Source organism: Pseudomonas sp. IPO3747 (genome assembly GCF_013385245.1).
Taxonomy (GTDB): domain Bacteria; phylum Pseudomonadota; class Gammaproteobacteria; order Pseudomonadales; family Pseudomonadaceae; genus Aquipseudomonas; species Aquipseudomonas edaphica.
Window position 1 is genome coordinate 138,258 of sequence record NZ_JACAQL010000015.1, and the last position, 16,385, is coordinate 154,642.

The 16,385-nt window shown below is 57.5% G+C and carries 16 protein-coding genes and 1 pseudogene; 15 read left to right on the top strand and 2 right to left on the bottom strand.

Annotation, left to right across the window (positions count from 1 at the left end; genetic code table 11):
* Positions 1-320: 320 nt before the first annotated feature.
* A pseudogene (locus HX790_RS19810) lies at positions 321-534 on the bottom strand (helix-turn-helix domain-containing protein); the annotation flags it as partial.
* A 22-nt stretch (positions 535-556) separates the two neighbouring features.
* Positions 557-2,122, bottom strand: coding sequence for a carbohydrate porin (locus HX790_RS19815; RefSeq protein ID WP_017139041.1), 1,566 nt, complete (start codon positions 2,120-2,122; stop codon positions 557-559).
* 164 nt (positions 2,123-2,286) lie between these two features.
* On the opposite strand from HX790_RS19815, the gene HX790_RS19820 reads away from it, so the two are divergent.
* The 15 genes from HX790_RS19820 (at position 2,287) to HX790_RS19890 (ending at position 16,384) form a co-directional block, all read left to right on the top strand.
* Positions 2,287-3,561, top strand: coding sequence for an ABC transporter substrate-binding protein (locus HX790_RS19820; protein ID WP_026013843.1), 1,275 nt, complete (start codon positions 2,287-2,289; stop codon positions 3,559-3,561).
* 21 nt (positions 3,562-3,582) lie between these two features.
* Positions 3,583-4,545: a carbohydrate ABC transporter permease gene (locus HX790_RS19825; protein ID WP_099547696.1), complete on the top strand. Its 963-nt coding sequence runs from the start codon at positions 3,583-3,585 to the stop codon at positions 4,543-4,545.
* Positions 4,542-5,384, top strand: coding sequence for a carbohydrate ABC transporter permease (locus tag HX790_RS19830; RefSeq protein WP_017139038.1), 843 nt, complete (start codon positions 4,542-4,544; stop codon positions 5,382-5,384). Before HX790_RS19825 ends, HX790_RS19830 begins: the two co-directional genes overlap by 4 nt.
* A 27-nt stretch (positions 5,385-5,411) precedes the next feature.
* On the top strand, positions 5,412-6,557 hold the full coding sequence (locus HX790_RS19835) for a sn-glycerol-3-phosphate ABC transporter ATP-binding protein UgpC (RefSeq protein ID WP_017139037.1): 1,146 nt from the start codon (positions 5,412-5,414) through the stop codon (positions 6,555-6,557).
* Between the two features lie 29 nt (positions 6,558-6,586).
* Complete coding sequence (locus HX790_RS19840; protein WP_080593801.1) at positions 6,587-8,056, top strand: sucrose-6-phosphate hydrolase; 1,470 nt, start codon at positions 6,587-6,589, stop codon at positions 8,054-8,056.
* An 82-nt stretch (positions 8,057-8,138) separates the two neighbouring features.
* The gene (locus HX790_RS19845) at positions 8,139-9,131 is read left to right on the top strand and encodes a LacI family DNA-binding transcriptional regulator (protein ID WP_017139035.1); all 993 of its coding nucleotides are present in this window, start codon (positions 8,139-8,141) and stop codon (positions 9,129-9,131) included.
* Positions 9,132-9,325: 194 nt separating this feature from the next.
* The gene (locus HX790_RS19850; RefSeq protein WP_017139034.1) at positions 9,326-10,042 is read left to right on the top strand and encodes an autoinducer binding domain-containing protein; all 717 of its coding nucleotides are present in this window, start codon (positions 9,326-9,328) and stop codon (positions 10,040-10,042) included.
* 159 nt (positions 10,043-10,201) lie between these two features.
* Positions 10,202-10,777, top strand: coding sequence for an acyl-homoserine-lactone synthase (locus HX790_RS19855; protein ID WP_017139033.1), 576 nt, complete (start codon positions 10,202-10,204; stop codon positions 10,775-10,777).
* 139 nt (positions 10,778-10,916) lie between these two features.
* Complete coding sequence (locus tag HX790_RS19860) at positions 10,917-11,510, top strand: NAD(P)H-dependent oxidoreductase (RefSeq protein WP_017139032.1); 594 nt, start codon at positions 10,917-10,919, stop codon at positions 11,508-11,510.
* A gap of 13 nt (positions 11,511-11,523) precedes the next feature.
* Positions 11,524-12,054, top strand: a complete 531-nt coding sequence (locus tag HX790_RS19865; protein ID WP_099547692.1) for a DUF2867 domain-containing protein — start codon at positions 11,524-11,526, stop codon at positions 12,052-12,054.
* On the top strand, positions 12,051-13,256 hold the full coding sequence (locus tag HX790_RS19870; RefSeq protein ID WP_176991983.1) for an AfsA-related hotdog domain-containing protein: 1,206 nt from the start codon (positions 12,051-12,053) through the stop codon (positions 13,254-13,256). Before HX790_RS19865 ends, HX790_RS19870 begins: the two co-directional genes overlap by 4 nt.
* Positions 13,257-13,269: 13 nt before the next feature.
* Positions 13,270-14,418, top strand: a complete 1,149-nt coding sequence (locus HX790_RS19875) for a hypothetical protein (protein WP_017139029.1) — start codon at positions 13,270-13,272, stop codon at positions 14,416-14,418.
* Position 14,419: 1 nt separating this feature from the next.
* On the top strand, positions 14,420-15,190 hold the full coding sequence (locus tag HX790_RS19880; protein ID WP_017139028.1) for an SDR family NAD(P)-dependent oxidoreductase: 771 nt from the start codon (positions 14,420-14,422) through the stop codon (positions 15,188-15,190).
* Positions 15,191-15,198: 8 nt separating this feature from the next.
* Complete coding sequence (locus tag HX790_RS19885; RefSeq protein WP_099547690.1) at positions 15,199-15,966, top strand: SDR family oxidoreductase; 768 nt, start codon at positions 15,199-15,201, stop codon at positions 15,964-15,966.
* Positions 15,947-16,384 (top strand): hypothetical protein, encoded by a 438-nt coding sequence (locus HX790_RS19890; RefSeq protein ID WP_017139026.1) that lies wholly within the window; start codon positions 15,947-15,949, stop codon positions 16,382-16,384. The genes HX790_RS19885 and HX790_RS19890 overlap by 20 nt, the downstream gene beginning before the upstream one ends.
* Position 16,385: the final 1 nt, after the last annotated feature.

Consider the following 16,385-nt stretch of genomic DNA (forward strand, 5'->3'; position numbering starts at 1 on the left):
ATAGGCCGCCACCTGGAGACTCATGAAGCATTCATTTGCTGAAATAACTTAACCGTATAGGCAAGAAATCCAACTTGCCCCGGTTACCGGGGGACGTAAATGCGTTATGTTACGGCCCCCCATCTTAATGATTAATCCCATGCAACTCACACGGCTCGATATTAATCCAATGTAAGGCAAAGAGGTGTCTACGAAACCCGGGGCGATTCAGTCAGGGCTTCGCCAAATACCACTGCGCGAGGCAATATCATCGTCATTTCCTCATTTTCTTGTCGTAGGGACAACTGCTGGCTGATCAGCTTCGACCGGTAATCACTTACTCAATGCGCTTTGGTGAAAGGCAGGGATTGATGAGCACCGTTTCGATTGAATAACGTCATTGCCTGTTCCGCGACGATATTCGCTCGGTGTCTGTTCCATTTCGATGCGAAAGTGTCTGTTGAAGTTAGAGAGGTCTTCATAGCCAACTTCAAAGCAGATGTCTGCAGCCGACATCTCTGTTTGCGACAACAGCCGACAGGTGCGCTGAAGGCGGTTGGCCGGACGCGTTCAAATATTAAAACCAGGTTTCCATCTGTATGCCGTATTGCCATACGCCTCCAGCGTGGAAGTCCGTCATGCCAAAGGAGTCTGTGGTACTGAATCTGTCCAGATCCGAAGACCAGTTCATGAAGCTTGCGAACACTCGCAATTCGGGGCGTGTGAGAAGATCTCCAACGTCAAGTTTGAATGTCGGGGCGACAGTGAATTTCCAGAAGTTACCGTCGACCGCATTACGTTGTAGATAGCCCTTGGGGTCGAGCTTCATGGTTTGCCAACTCATTTCGTAGGCCATCTCGAAGTTGCTGTTGATTTGGTTAGCCAATCGCACGTTGAGGGTTAGCCAGCGGTAGTCGTCACCCTTGACGTATCTGTCCTTGCTCTGTTCGGCCAGCAAACTGGGCCCGATGCGCCAGTCAGGCGCAATAGGCGTCTCACCGTAAAGTGCAAGACGCAGAGCGCGGGCGTCGTCAATCAGTTCACCGTCCGAGCCAACGTTCTTGACCTCGGCCCCCAGGCCTTGCCCATAGAGCAGCGCGGTTTTGAAGAAGCCTTCTCTGCCGAAAAAGTTTTTCTGGTGATTGGCCAACATGGTGTGCAAGCCGGAATTCGCAGGCGTCAAACCTGCCTTATTGGTGCGGGTACCGAAATCGTTTTTCTTTGCGCCGATGGCGTTGTACATCCACTGCCATTGACCCTCCTCGAAGAACTGGTTGGAGGTCAGGATGTAGCTTTCCACATTGGCATTAATACCGCCCTGACTGAAATCCCCGTAGCTACGCCCAATCAAGGAGTAATTGGAGCGCCAATTCTTGTTCATCTGCACATCGTAAATGCCACCGCCGGTGCCGGCCAGGTAGACAACGTCAGAGTCCAACCAGTGGATATCGAAATTATCTCTATCAAATCGCTTGCCTGCCCACAGCGTGGCGTTCTCGAACACTGAATTCCCTTTGAACGCCGCCACATGGTCGAGCGCGGTGAACACCTGGCGTACGTTCAGTTTGCTCTCGTCGGCCGTCCAGTCATTGGAGCTTTCCACCCCGTCGGCGATGGAGACCGTGAATTTGGAACGGGTACCGTTTTGCGCATAGATTTCTTTCGACAGGTCTATACGCATGTAGGTGTCGTCCTCGTTACCGAGTCGCCCGACTGCGCCACCGACCGAGCCGGCCGGCGTTGTATAAGGGCCACCACGGCCACCACCAAGCCCTTCGTCGACCAGCAATCCAGAGCGGGCATAGCCGTGGAAGCTGAACCCATCCGTGAGGTGTCCGGTATTGCCCTCTTTCTCCAGGCTTTGCTGACGGGCTTCGAGTTTCGCCACCCGGGTGTCCAAAGCAGGCTCCGCAATGACTTTCGCTGTAGACGCGGCGGGCTGCAAGGGAGGTGTGGCGAGTTTGATCTGCTGCAGTTCCCTGGCAAGTGCTTGGGTCTGCTGTTCAGCCGCGGCTGCACGCTGTTCTGCTGCGCTGGCACGGGCTTCAAACGCGGCCATGCGCTCTTCCAGAGTCATGGCCTGAGAGGTTGCCGCCGATGTGCCGAGCACACCTGCAAGTAGCCAGTTTGATCCTTTCCGCATGGTGGATTTCCTATTTTTTTATTGTTTGCTCCCGCGACCGGGCTTTTTTGCGTGAGTTGCGAGTTGTTCCAATTGGCGAAAAAAGGATGTCTTATCGCAAATACGCTGATACATTTGGCTGTGTTAACGTTAACTTCTCTAAAAACAAAAATAAAGGGCGATCAATGAAACATCTGAAATCTCTTCTTCCTGCCGCACTGTTCACCCTCTGTGTCGGACTTCCATCCGTCTCGAACGCAGCCGATTTGACGATCTCGTGCGGCGCGGTGGGTGCGGAGCTGCAACTCTGCAAAGAGGCAGTCGAGGCATGGTCCAAACAGACCGGCCACAACGTCCAAGTGGTTTCCACGCCTAACTCGGCGACCGAGAGGTTGTCGTTCTACCAACAAATTCTCAGCGCGCAGTCCACTGACATCGACATCATTCAAATCGATATGGTGTGGCCCGGGATGCTGGCCAAACATCTGTTGGATTTGCGCGACGTGCTGCCCGCCGATGCGACGCAAGGCTACTTCCAGGCACAGGTGGATAACGCGACTGTGAATGGACGGCTAGTAACGATGCCGTGGTTCACCGACTCGGGCCTGCTGTATTACCGCAAGGACTTGCTCGAGAAGTACAACAAGCAGGTTCCCCAGACCTGGGAGGAAATGACCACTACCGCCAGGGAGGTTCAACAGGCTGAACGCAACGCCGGGAACGCCAATGCGTGGGGTTATATCTTCCAGGGACGCGCTTACGAGGGGCTGACGTGTAATGCGCTGGAGTGGATCAGCAGCCAACCGGAAGGCGGGCTGGTCAATCCACGCGGAGAGATCGTGGTCAACAGTCAGGCCTCAAGAACTGCTTTGGCCCTGGCGAAAAGCTGGGTAGGCGACATCTCCCCACGCGGCGTACTCAACTACACCGAGGAAGAAGGACGTGGCGTATTCCAGTCGGGAAATGCGTTGTTCATGCGTAACTGGCCTTATGTCTGGGCCCTGGTGCAAAGCCAGGACAGTGTCGTCAAGGACAAGGTTGGGGTTGCTCCCCTGCCCCGAGGCGGCATGACCGGTAGCCATGCGTCCACGCTCGGCGGCTGGGGCCTGGCGGTATCCCGTTACAGCGCTCATCCCAAACTCGCGGCAGAGTTGGTGAGCTACCTCACCAGTGCTCAAGAGCAAAAACACCGTGCCCTGATCGGCGCCTATAACCCGGTTATCGAGTCGCTGTATCAGGACCCCGAATTGCTCGCGTCAATGCCTTATTACAGTCAGCTCCACAGCATTCTCAGCGACGGGGTCATGCGCCCCGCCTCAATCACCGCCGAGCGTTACCCACGGGTCTCCAATGCGTTCTTCGATCGAGTGCATGGCGTGCTGGCAGGCGAGTTGCCTGTCGATCAGGCACTGGCCGAACTGGAAAGCGAACTCACGCGCATCAAACGCAAGAACTGGTAAGCCACAAGGAAGAAAATCACCATGCCTGCCTCTATTACCCATGCCTGCCCTGATGAGCGCCTGCTCATCAGGGAAACCCCCATAGAGCGTCGCCGAATACGCGCTGCCTGGCTGTTTCTGACACCGATGTTGCTGTGTCTGGCCCTGGTGGCCGCCTGGCCGCTGCTACGGACATTCTGGTTCAGCCTGACCGACGCCGACCTGGCGGACACCGGTGGCGGATCCTTCGTGGGCTTGAGCAATTATCTGTCCCGCGACGGCGCCAACTGGTCGGGCATCCTGGTTGATCCACAATGGTGGAACGCCGTGCGCAACACGTTGCATTTCACCGTGGTGTCGGTGGGACTGGAAGTCGTCCTGGGGCTGCTGGTGGCGTTGCTGCTGAACACCAAGTTCACCGGCCGCTCCCTGGTGCGTGCGCTGATTCTGATTCCGTGGGCAATTCCTACCATTGTCTCGGCGAAGATCTGGTCATGGATGCTCAACGACCAGTTCGGCATCATCAATCACATGATGCTGAGCGTCGGCCTGATTGATGCTCCCCTGGCCTGGACAGCAGATGCGGATCTGTCGATGTGGGCGGTCATCATCGTCGACGTCTGGAAGACGGTGCCTTTTGTCACGCTACTGATGCTGGCTGCCTTGCAGATGTTGCCGAGCGATTGTTACGAAGCCGCCAAGGTCGATGGTATTCATCCGCTGAAAGTGTTCTGGCGCGTTACGCTTCCACTGTTGATGCCAGCCTTGTTGGTGGCCGCGATCTTCCGCATCCTCGATTCCCTGCGGGTATTCGACGTCATCTATGTGCTGACCTCAAACTCTTCCAGCACCATGAGCATGTCGGTCTATGCCCGCCAACACTTGGTGGAGTTCCAGGATGTTGGCTATGGCAGCGCGGCCTCGACTCTGCTGTTTCTGGTCGTTGCGGTAATCGCCATGCTTTACCTCTACCTCGGACGCCGTCAAATGGAGGTTCGAGCATGAGCCTGCGCTTACTCAAAAAAGCGCTGTTGCGCTTCGGGTTCTGGTGCCTGATCGGGGTTTTGTTGCTGTATGCGGTCTTCCCTTTCTATTACGCCATCGTGACGTCACTAAAGCCGTCCAGCGCTTTGTTCGAGGTCAGTTACTGGGTCGACAATCCCGACTTTTCCAACTATGCGACGGTACTCCACCAAGCCTCATTCCTGCGGGCTATCGGTAACTCGCTGACGGTCGCGCTTTGCGTGGTGACGCTGGCGCTGTTCCTCAGTGTGACTGCCGCCTATGCCTTGGGAAGAGTGAAATTCCGTGGGCGTGGCACGGTATTGATGATGGTGCTGGGCGTGTCGATGTTTCCCCAGGTCGCGGTACTGTCGGGGCTGTTCGAAGTGATCCGCGCTCTGGGCCTGTACAACACGTCTTGGGCGTTGATCCTGAGCTACACCATTTTCACCCTGCCCTTCACCGTCTGGGTGCTGACCACGTTCATGGGTCAACTCCCTCATGAACTGGAAGAAGCGGCAATCATGGATGGCGCTTCGCCCTGGGTCACGCTTACCCGGGTGCTGTTGCCACTGCTATGGCCCGCACTGGTCACCACCGGTTTGTTGGCCTTTATCGCCGCGTGGAACGAGTTCCTGTTCGCCTTGACCTTCACCCTTACAGACTCACAACGCACGGTGCCTGTTGCCATCGCCTTGATTTCCGGCGGGAGCCCCCATGAGCTGCCTTGGGGGCTGTTGATGGCCGCATCGGTACTGGTCACCGTCCCACTGGTGGTCCTGGTGCTGATCTTCCAGCGTCGAATCGTTTCCGGCCTCACTGCCGGCGCGCTAAAGGGTTGATGCCCAACAACTACAAGGAACAGCATCGTGATCAAATTGAAGCTAGATAATGTGAACAAACAATTGGGCGGCGCACGGATTCTTCGCGACGTCAGCCTGGAGATTGCTGCGGGTGAATTCGTGGTCTTCGTTGGCCCTTCGGGTTGCGGAAAGTCGACCCTGCTGCGACTGATCGCCGGGCTGGATTCCATCTGCGGCGGCGACTTGTTGATCGACGGGCGAAGGGTCAACGACCTGGAACCGCGCGAGCGTGGCGTCGGCATGGTGTTTCAGTCTTATGCGCTGTACCCGCATATGAGCGTCTACGACAACATCAGCTTTGGTCTCAAACTGGCCAAGACTGAAAAGACCAGTCTGCGCGAGCGCGTGCTGAAAACTGCGCAAATCCTGCAGTTGGACAAACTGCTGCAACGCAAGCCAAAGGAACTGTCTGGCGGGCAGCGTCAGCGTGTGGCGATGGGTAGGGCCATGGCGCGCGAACCGGACATTTTGTTGTTCGATGAGCCGCTCTCCAATCTGGATGCATCCTTGCGGGTGCAGATGCGCAACGAAATCGCCCGGCTGCATGATCGACTTGGCTCGACAATGGTCTACGTCACCCACGATCAGGTGGAGGCGATGACCCTGGCGGATAAAATTGTTGTGCTCAACGGCGGTCGCGTAGAGCAGGTCGGCTCACCGCGTGAACTCTATGAGCGTCCAGCAAGCCGCTTTGTCGCCGGTTTCCTCGGCTCGCCCAAAATGAATTTTCTGGCGGCACGCCTGCAGGCCCCGGGAGCCACCAGCCTGGTCGACGCCCCCGTGTTGGGCATGACCACCCTGCCCTTCGAGAGCGCCGACCTGGCGGCGGGTACGCTGCTGACCCTGGGGGTTCGCCCCGAGCACATTTCGCTCAAAGCGGCAGAGGCAGACGCCGGAATCGTCGTGACCGGGGTCGAATACCTTGGCAGCGAAACGTATGTGCACCTCGAAACAGGTCAGGACGAGCCACTGATCTGTCGTTGTGAGGTCAGCGCCGGCTGGCAGGCTGGCGATCGGGTCGAGCTGCAGCTGGACATCGACAACCTGCACCTGTTCGGCGAGGACGGCACTGCCTTGAAGCGCCCCCCCCACACTGTTGAAAACCCGCGCAGTGATGTCTCCCTGCACGCAGTCCGAGTACAGGCCCTATGACCATGCCGTCAAATAACATCAGCGATCCAATGTCTTCCTGCCTCGACCTTGCGCAGCGTGCACTGACTGATGGCCTGTCTCGCGTCATCCAGGATTATCGACCCGATTATCATATCGCCCCCCCGGCAGGCTGGATGAACGACCCTAACGGGGTCGTGTACTTTCGTGGCGAATACCACGTGTTCTATCAACATTACCCCTTCGAAGCCAAATGGGGCCCTATGTATTGGGGGCACGCCAAGAGTGCCGACCTGGTTCATTGGCAGCACCTGCCCATCGCGCTGGCACCTGGCGAAGACTTCGACCGTGACGGTTGTTTTTCCGGTAGTGCCGTGGTGTGTGGAGAGACCTTGGCCCTGATCTACACCGGCCACACCTGGCTGGGAGAAGTGGGGGATGAACGCTTGATCCGTCAAGTTCAGTGCCTGGCCACCAGCACTGACGGCATCCAGTTCGTCAAGCATGGCGCCGTCATCGAGACCCCACCGCAAGACACCATCATGCACTTTCGTGACCCCAAGGTATGGAAGGAAAATGGCTGCTGGTACCTCATTGTCGGCGCACGCCTGGGCGATACGCCGCTGCTGCCGTTGTACCGTTCCACCGATCTGCACGCCTGGGAGTTTCTCGACTATGTGGCAAGCGGCAGCGAGGGTGATGGCTATATGTGGGAATGCCCGGACCTGTTTCGGCTAAACGGACACGATGTACTGCTGTACTCCCCTCAAGGAATGCAGTCCGAAGGTTACGAACGGCTCAACAAGTACCAGACGGGTTACCGCGTGGGCCGACTCGACAACGAGTGGCACTTCACTGGCGGGCCGTTTATCGAGCTGGATAATGGCCACGACTTCTATGCCGCACAAACGCTATTGGCCCCCGATGGTCGGCGCCTCGTGTGGGCGTGGCTCGACATGTGGGAAAGCCCGATGCCAAGCCAGGCCCATCATTGGTGCGGCATGCTCGGTTTGCCACGCGAGCTTGAACTCAGCGCAGATCGCCTTTGCATGTTTCCGGCACGGGAGCTCACCGCTCTGCGCCAGGCAGCGTTGCCGAGTACGCCCTGGTGGGATGAGCAGGGAACCCGGGACGTGCCGCACGTGAATGGCGATAGGCTGGAAATCCATGTGCACCTGGATGTGCTCGACTGCACCGATGGGCACTTGGGGATCGCCTTGCGCTGTAGCGACGATGGCCATGAACAGACCCTGCTCTACTACGATGCGGTGTTGCAGCGCCTGGTCCTTGACCGCAGCCGCTCAGGTGCGCAAGTCACCGGTCAGCGCAGCGTGGCGATAGACCCGACACAAGGCTTGCTGGCACTGCGTGTGTTCCTCGATCGCTCGTCCATTGAGGTGTTCGACGAAAACGGGCGTTTCAGCCTCAGCAGTCGCCTATACCCACAGCCCGGTAGTTTGGGTGTGAAGCTTGTTGCAAGCGGGAGTGGCGGACGTGTCTCGATTTCCAGGGCATGGTCTCTCGCCTCGGGATGGTTATGAGCAGCGTCATTGGAGTCGCGAGAAGCGCAAACCATGTGTCATGTGTCATGATTCGTCGTCAATCTGACCGGTTTCTCTTCGCATGACTTCAGTGAAAGACGTTGCACGGCTGGCCGGCGTGTCCCTGATGACGGTTTCCCGAGCGCTCAGCAATCCGGAAAAACTGAGCCCCGAAACCTATCAACGGGTGCGTCGTGCCATTGACGAACTGCAATTCGTACCGAGCATGTCGGCGCGAAAGATTCGCGGCGACAACCTCCAGAGTCGAACCATCGGTGTGTTCGCACTGGACACCGCTACAACACCGTTCGCCGTCGAGTTGCTGCTGTCCATCGAACAGACCGCGCAGCAAGCTGGCTGGAATGTCTTTATCCTCAATCTGCTAAGCAACCCGCCCAGCGACCAGAATATCGACCTGATGCTATCGCACCGTCCCGACGGGTTGATCTTCAGTGCCATGGGGTTACGCCAGGTGTGCATTCCTGAGCGCTTGAAGAGCAAACCCCTGGTACTCGCCAATTGCCTGGCGGATGACAGTCACCTGGTCAGTTATGTGCCAGACGACGAAATGGGACAGTATCGGGCGGTACACCACGCCCTGAGCCAGGGCTATAGGCGCCCTCTGTGTATCAATTTGCCCAAAAAGAGCCTGGCCTGGCACCTGCGACAAAAAGGCATGCAGCGCGCCTGTCAGGCATTCGGCCTGGCGCCTGACGCACTCCTGCAATACGACCTTTCTGATCATGACGCCTATGGTGAAACCGCAGCCATCCTCGACAGGCACATCATGGACGGTCGTCCCCAATTCGACATTCTGATCTGTGGCAACGACCGCATTGCCTTTTGTGCCTATCAGTTGTTGTTGGGCCGTGGCCTGAAAATTCCAGACGATGTCGCAGTACTCGGCTACGACAACATGATCGGTATCGCTGAACTGTTCATCCCACCGCTGACAACGGTACAACTGCCGTACTACGAGATCGGGCGCAGGGCCGCCCGGCACCTGATCGAAGCCCTCGACGTATCCGGAGCCCAGCCAGTTGATTGCCCATTGGTTGCCAGGACATCGCTGTAAAGGATTTAGTTAATTCGGCGAAAGCCGCCCTCAGTTATCCAGCTACCGGTAGCACGACAGGGGCAGGCATTGCTGGCTCGGCGTGGTTGTGGCCGATCAGTCAACCCAGCCATGACAACACTGCCCTGCGTCATCAGTGCCTCCGAAAGTGATTTTCGGCGCAGATAGAACGTAACAAGGTCAATTCAAGGAGAATGACAGTGAAGTGGATGGATGATTTGCTAGACACGATCGACAATGCCCGAACCGAAGTTGAATTGTTGACCCGGATCGTAAGCACTGCAAAACATCTAGGGTTTGACTATTGCGCCTATGGGATCCGAATACCTATACCCGTCACCCGCCCCAAGGTCGTGATGAGCAACAACTTTCTGCCTTCGTGGCGACAACGCTATACCCAATGCGAATACATCGCCGTGGACCCGACGGTACAACACTGCACGAAATCGACGGTACCGATTGTCTGGGACGAGCAAATGACCCAGCAAAACCCGCAGATGTGGGAGGAAGCCCGCGCCGTCGGACTAGCCCACGGTTGGGCGCAATCCTGTCTGGACGGCCGCGGCAGCGGCGGCATGCTGACACTGGCGCGCCCCAATGACCCTATTACTACCCAAGAGCTTGCCGCCAATCAAAAATACATGCGTTTTTTGGTGCAGGTCGCCCATCAGGGTTTCTTGCGCGTGCTGACACCGCACTGGCAATTACCACAGGAAAAATCGCTGTCGCGGCGCGAATGTGAAGTCCTTAAGTGGGCAGCCGACGGCAAGACCGCCCACGAGATCGGTTTGATCCTCTCGCTATCGCGGGAAACCATCAAGTTTCACCTGCGCAATGCAGGCTCGAAACTGGGCGTCCATAACTGTACCGCTACCGTAGTGCGCGCCACTTCACTGGGCTTGCTCGTCTGACACACAACTCAGTTCCGCACCTCTGATGCGTTAAGGTCGCTGAGTGATAACAACAATAATGATACTCGCACCTTGGCGGCACACCTGCCCAAAAGAGCAGTACCTAAGCATTCGATTATTCTGCCGAATAGCCCCTCGATTATTTGCCGAGGGTTCCTCATGTATATGACCACGGGTACGCGCCTTACATTACCGATAGAACTGTGGCAGGCCCTGTTGCTCTATCGCTATCGCGTATTTGTCGAGAAGCTTGGATGGCATCTGGATTGTGCGATCGGTGAGGAACTGGATCAATTCGACCGCGACGACACGGTATACGTGATCGCCCATCAAGGCCCGCGCATCGTCGGCGTAGCGCGGCTGCTGCCCACGCACAAGCCCTATCTGCTGGGAGAGGTGTTCCCCCAGGTGATTGGCGGCCAGGCACTCCCTCATTCCGCAGACATCTGGGAAATCTCCCGTTTTGCCGCCGTCGACCTGCAACAACAGACCTTCACTGGCCATTCACTGTCATCGCCGAACGCCGTGGCGCTACTGCACGAAGTGCTCAAGGTCGCGGCTCGCCACGAGGTTCGCCAATTGATCACGGTCTCTCCGCCGGGGATTGCCCGATTGTTGCGCAAAGCGGGCTTCGACGCGCATTGCGAGGGCAAGCTGACCGTAATCGACGGGCATAAGATCATGGCCAACTGGATCAGGGTACCGCCCAGCCTTGTTGATCGAGCAGTGGCCTGAGGCACCACGAAAGGCCTGCCGCTGCCGGCAAGTTGGCCAAGCCGACTCCCCAAAAGGTTAGGTTACAACCTCAGGCACCTACTCTTAAATAGTGCTGCATCGGCATTCCAACCGACTCTATAAAGGACACGCGCCCTACATGAAAAACGTCATTGTCATTTCTGGCCATCCTGATCTCTCGGTTTCCCGCGTCAATACCGCGATCATGAGCAAGATCAGCCATCGTGGCGTCAAGGTCCATAGCCTGGCCAGCGCGGTCACGCCCACCGGGTTCGATATTCATGCAGAGCAAGCGTTACTCGATGCCCATGACCGCATCGTGTTGTTGTTTCCGTTGTATTGGTATTCCTGCCCGGCAATCATGAAACAGTGGATCGATGAAGTGTTCACCCCCGGCTATGCCTACGCACGCGGCGGCGACAAGCTCAAGAACAAGGAGTTCATGATCATCACCACGGTGGGTGCACCATCCACAGGCTACCGCGCTGGCGGGTTCAACCGTTACACACTGGATGAATTGCTCAGGCCTTTGCAGCAGACGGTGGCGTATGTCAAAGGTATCTACCTGCCTGTTGTCGGGATTTACGAATCGGTATTCATCGATGACGAATCAATCGACGTCACCGCTCGGAATGTCGCCGAACAGGTCATTGAGGACCAGGCATCCGCCGACCAGCTCTACGAAAACATGCTGTTGCAGGCCGAGCAGGCGCAAATCGCCCTGCTGCAATAAGGCGTCATCAAGGATGAAGACGCCAAATGACCAGATCCCACCGTGCGCCAGCCTGGTGGCCGCGCACCATGAGCTGAATTTTCTGCATTCGGCCAGCGCGATCATCGACACCGAATCCACGGTATTCGAACTGTACTGCCAAATGACGGCCGCGACGCCCGCCTGGCTCAAAGGCGCGTTCAGGCTGCGCGACAGCATCTCCCAGCACTTTCACGTCGAGAGGATCGGCGGGTTCTCGGGCGTCACACCACAGTGCGTCCCGACGGTCGGCGAAAAGCTCGATTTCTTCACCATCGAGGCCATCAGCGCACAGAAGCTGGTACTGACCTCACGCGATACCCATCTGGCGGTCATGGTCTCGATCGATGCAACACTCGCGCAACCGCGTTGCCTGCATATCACCACCTCCGTCAAGACCTTCAACACGTTCGGCCGCCTGTACATGCTGCCGGTGGCGCCGGTGCATGGGCTCATCATCAAGCTTTTACTGTCCCACCTCCCCCTACATTCCCCAACTCGCTCACTTGGAGATCGCAACTCATGAACAGCGCAGACTCGATTGACCCTCATCTGTTGCACAAAGACACATCCAAGGATGTCCTGATCGCTCGACCAAGGCTGCTTCTGCCCAGTTTTCTCAGCACTCCGATCGGTGCCGAAATACTGGCTGGCAACGCGCAGGATCAGGCCCTGTTCAAGGCCCTGTACCGTGCGCAAGATGGCCAGTATGTGCTGAGCTATCTGCCCTTGACCATCAGCGCGCAGCAGGCGAGCACACTCTCCACCTTCGAGATCCGCCTGACTGACTTCTATACCGAGTGCGGCGACCACTTCATCCTCACGGCTGAGTTCATCCCCCAGCAGGCCCAACGCTACCTGGCCCAGCATTTTCAGGGCGGTGATGCCGAAATACCGGCCGACCAGGTATTACGCATGATCGAATGCCTTGAAGCGCTCGCGCAGTGGGATAAGGCCAGGCAGGGGTCTTATCTGTTGATCAACGACACCAAGAATTACTACTTCTACAACAAGCAGCACGAACATGTACCAGGCCTGATGTTGATCGAAGTGGCCAGGCAAGCCATGTACCACTACGTCTACAACTACTTGGGACACCAACGCGGCGCAGTTTCCATTTCTATCGAAGACTTGCGCATTTCCTTCAATGCCTACACCGAATCGGCCTATGAAGTCGAAGTCGTGGTGCAGCAGGCCCAGGGCCTCAAGCGATCACAACCCAAGTCCATCGACAAGTGCGCGAACTTCTATCAGAACGGTCGGCTGGTGTCGCGTCTTTGGCTACAAGGCGCAGTGATCAAGTTACCGCTGTTCAAACGCATGCGCTCGTTGAACTACCCTCAGGATCATTGGTTTGCCCCTTCTGATCGCTTGCCCAAGAACATCCTCGTGCATCACGCCGATAGCGTGTTGCAAGCCAGGCTGAGCCTGCTCTCGGTACTGGGAGTGCTGGTGACTCATCAAGCCGGGGCCATCGATTGGAGCACGGTCAGTACCGTATCGCTCTACATCGAAGGGGGTGGTTTCCTCAGTCTGCCAGTTGCTTCGAGCTGCTCCACCAGCGAGTCCGACCAGCGAGTGCTGGTGTTCGGCAAGCTGTCCAAGAACCAGGCCAGCGAACTGCGTGAAACGATCAAGTGCCACTGCTTCTTTGCCGGGCAGATGCAATGGGCCGCTGCCGCTGCCCCTTCACCTGCCTCTCTCGCCCACGAGCAAATCGTGGCATGAGGATCGTGCGCCCATGAGCTATGAGATATCACAACGCCCACTGGTGATCGGCCAGAGCGTTTCGCTGAAAAACCGCTTGTATTTCGCCCCGATGGGCATCGACCTGGCCACCTCGGACGGTTCGCTGTCCGAGGAAATGCTCACCTTCTATAAACATGTGATCGACGGTGGCTGCGCCATGGTGGTGCTGGGCAACTCCTCCATAGCGCCCTCCACGCGCCTGCATGCGCGTGGCCTGTGCCTGCACAGCGATGCCAACCTGGAAAAGCTCGTGCCGCTGGTGGAGTACGGTCGCCAGCGGGACTGCCCAGTGGTGGTGCAACTTCAGCATTACGGAGCCCAAGGCGGCACGCAGATCAGCGGCCAACCGCTGCTTTGCCCGAGCCGCAGTGCGTTATCCGCCAGCAGCGGCGCCGATCTATTGGTAGAGATGAGTGTCGAGGACATCGACGCTGTCTGCGATCAGTTTGCCCAAGCGGCTCTGCGTGCCAGGCAGGCCGGTGCCAGGATGGTCCAGCTTCAGGCATCCAACGGCTATCTGCTGAGCAGTTTTCTGTCGCCCTGGACCAACCATCGCCGTGACGCCTATGGCGCAAGCCCCATCAAGCGAGCGCGGTTCCTGCTGGAAGTCATCGACCGCATTCATAGGGTTACCGCTGGAGACCTGGAGGTTTCCGTGCGCCTGGGCATCGATGATTGTCTGGGCGCCAGAGGGCAGCAACCGGAACTGCTCGAGGACGTGGTGGCAGCCCTGGCGGACGCGGGGACGTCGGCAATCATGTGCTCGATCACCATCAAGGAAACCTTCCGCTACATGCTTACTGCCCATCCGACAATTCAGCGACAGTTCGTCGAAGGGGTACGCCTGATCAAGTCGTTCACCTCGCTCCCGGTCGGCTATGCCGGTTTCATTGGCTCCCTGCAGGAGGCAGAAGATCAACTGCGGCTTGGTCACTGCGACCTGATCGGCATGAGCCGGGCCCTTTTTGCCGATAACGACCTGATCAGCAAGTCGCTCGCCGGCCACGAGGATCAGGTCCAGCAATGCCGGTTTGACGGTAACTGCTTTCGGGACAAGAGCAATCCGCAACTCGATCGGGTGTATTGCTGTGTAAATGAGCATTACAAGCGTCCTGCTCACATCCATTACGGGAATCAATAACATGGAATTTAAAGACAAGAACATCGTCATTACCGGCGGTGCAAGCGGCATCGGCCTGGCGGTGGCAAAGCAACTGGCCGAAGCAGGCGCACGGCTGTTCCTGATGAGCAGGAACCAGCAAAAGGCTGACGCCGCTCTGGAGATACTGGGTGCTTCGGCGCAGTTCATCTTTTGCGATGTGGCGTCGCAAACGTCAGTAGCCGAGGCATTCGCGACGGTGGCTGGCGAGGTTGATCGGTTGCACTACGCAATCAACAACGCAGGCATTACCGCCCCCTACGCGCCGATCGCAACAATCCAACCGCAGGACTGGAACAGGGTCATCCACACCAACCTGAACGGCCCCCTTTACTGCCTGCAAAAAGAACTGGCATTGATCAGCCAGTACCCCAATGGAGCGATCGTCAACGTGTCCTCGTGCGCTGGCGTGATGCCCATGGCCAATCAGGCGGCCTATGTCGCCAGCAAGACAGCACTCAATGCCTTGACGCAGGTCGCCGCCATGGAAAATGCCTGCGACAGCGAATCCCGCTTTGCCGTGCGCGTCAACGCCGTAGCGCCCGGGCCGACACTGGGAGGTATGAACTCTCCGGAACGGCTGGCTGCCCACCCGGAAAACACCCAGCGCAAGCTTGACGTGACGGCCATGAAGCGCTTTGCCCAGCCAGAGGAAATCGCCGATGCGATCGTGTTTTTGCTGAGCAAGAGATCCAGCTACATCACCGGCACGGTGCTCAGCGCCGATGGCGGCTATCACATCGGCAAATTCTAGGGGCAATCATGGCTAGCATATTGATCACCGGTGTAAGCACCGGTATCGGCAACGCTTTGGCGCGCTATCACCTGGCCAGGGGCGACGAAGTGCTCGCGGTGTCACGAAGCCCTGCGGCCAATATCCCGCCACAGGAGCGCTTCCACTTCCTGCGGTGCGATTTGACCGATATCGAGCGCGCGCCGGCAATCTTGCAGGCGTTGCTATCGCGCACCCCTACCCCGGTAGAGACCGTCTACCTGAATGCGGGAAGGTTCGGCAGCGCGCCCCAACTGGCCACGCAGACCTCGATGCAGGAGTTCAATAGCGTCTTGGCGCTCAACCTGGGCGCCGTGAAAATGGTCCTGGACATTATGCTGAGTGCGACGCAGCCCCCCAGTACCGTGGTCTTCTCATCATCGATTTCGGCACTGCGCCAACGTGCAGGGATGCTCTCATATTCGGTATCCAAGGCGGCGTTGAACGCCCTGGCAAAAATCTATCAATTGGAAAACCCACACACCTTCTTTGCCGTTCTGGGGCTCTGCAACGTCCAAACAACGGTGGCACGAACCATCATGGCGGCGGATGAGCGTTTCAGCGACCTTGTCGCGCTGCGACAACGAGCGGCAACTCCCGGCTACATCGTCGACGCCGAGTCCCGCGCTGGGCATATCGCCTACGTCTTGGCCGAGCGCCATCGTAATGGACTGAAATCGGGAGAGTTCCAAGAAATTCGTGACTTGTTGAACCAGCCACTCCAGGAGGAGACTCGCAATGACCCAATCCACACATGAGAAAATCGTACGCGTCGGCGCTGCATACGACGTTCTTGCAATGGCTCCATTCGCCTTGCCGGTGGTGTCCATCTGGGCCTATTCACTGATCCAATGGCTCGATCATCAACTGGGCTTCGACAGCCCCTTCTCGACGCTCGACCCCACGGCCATGTTCCTGCTCAACATCGGTGCGTGGGCATATCTCGTGTGGGGCTTTGTGCGTTGGCGAGCGCCCACACGCGAACACGCCCGTCTCAGCGCCTTGCTACGCGTGATCGTAGTGGTATTGCAGGTAGTGGCCGTCAGCGGTGGCGCTTCGCCGTTCTTGCTGGTGCTGGGTGCCGTTCAACTGGTGCTGGCGGTACTGGAGTTTTCCCACGGATTATTCGAGCGCAACGTCGCCAAACCCACCCAACAAGGGGCCCGCTCTTCCTGAT

Coding starts and splice junctions, on each gene's coding strand:
- HX790_RS19860 (WP_017139032.1), top strand. CDS start 10,917: ATGAAAAACGTCATTGTCATTTCTGGCCATCCTGATCTCTCGGTTTCC.
- HX790_RS19865 (WP_099547692.1), top strand. CDS start 11,524: ATGAAGACGCCAAATGACCAGATCCCACCGTGCGCCAGCCTGGTGGCC.
- HX790_RS19870 (WP_176991983.1), top strand. CDS start 12,051: ATGAACAGCGCAGACTCGATTGACCCTCATCTGTTGCACAAAGACACA.
- HX790_RS19885 (WP_099547690.1), top strand. CDS start 15,199: ATGGCTAGCATATTGATCACCGGTGTAAGCACCGGTATCGGCAACGCT.
- HX790_RS19880 (WP_017139028.1), top strand. CDS start 14,420: ATGGAATTTAAAGACAAGAACATCGTCATTACCGGCGGTGCAAGCGGC.
- HX790_RS19845 (WP_017139035.1), top strand. CDS start 8,139: ATGACTTCAGTGAAAGACGTTGCACGGCTGGCCGGCGTGTCCCTGATG.
- HX790_RS19815 (WP_017139041.1), bottom strand. CDS start 2,122: ATGCGGAAAGGATCAAACTGGCTACTTGCAGGTGTGCTCGGCACATCG.
- HX790_RS19830 (WP_017139038.1), top strand. CDS start 4,542: ATGAGCCTGCGCTTACTCAAAAAAGCGCTGTTGCGCTTCGGGTTCTGG.
- HX790_RS19820 (WP_026013843.1), top strand. CDS start 2,287: ATGAAACATCTGAAATCTCTTCTTCCTGCCGCACTGTTCACCCTCTGT.
- HX790_RS19840 (WP_080593801.1), top strand. CDS start 6,587: ATGTCTTCCTGCCTCGACCTTGCGCAGCGTGCACTGACTGATGGCCTG.
- HX790_RS19850 (WP_017139034.1), top strand. CDS start 9,326: ATGACAGTGAAGTGGATGGATGATTTGCTAGACACGATCGACAATGCC.
- HX790_RS19890 (WP_017139026.1), top strand. CDS start 15,947: ATGACCCAATCCACACATGAGAAAATCGTACGCGTCGGCGCTGCATAC.
- HX790_RS19825 (WP_099547696.1), top strand. CDS start 3,583: ATGCCTGCCTCTATTACCCATGCCTGCCCTGATGAGCGCCTGCTCATC.
- HX790_RS19875 (WP_017139029.1), top strand. CDS start 13,270: ATGAGCTATGAGATATCACAACGCCCACTGGTGATCGGCCAGAGCGTT.
- HX790_RS19855 (WP_017139033.1), top strand. CDS start 10,202: ATGTATATGACCACGGGTACGCGCCTTACATTACCGATAGAACTGTGG.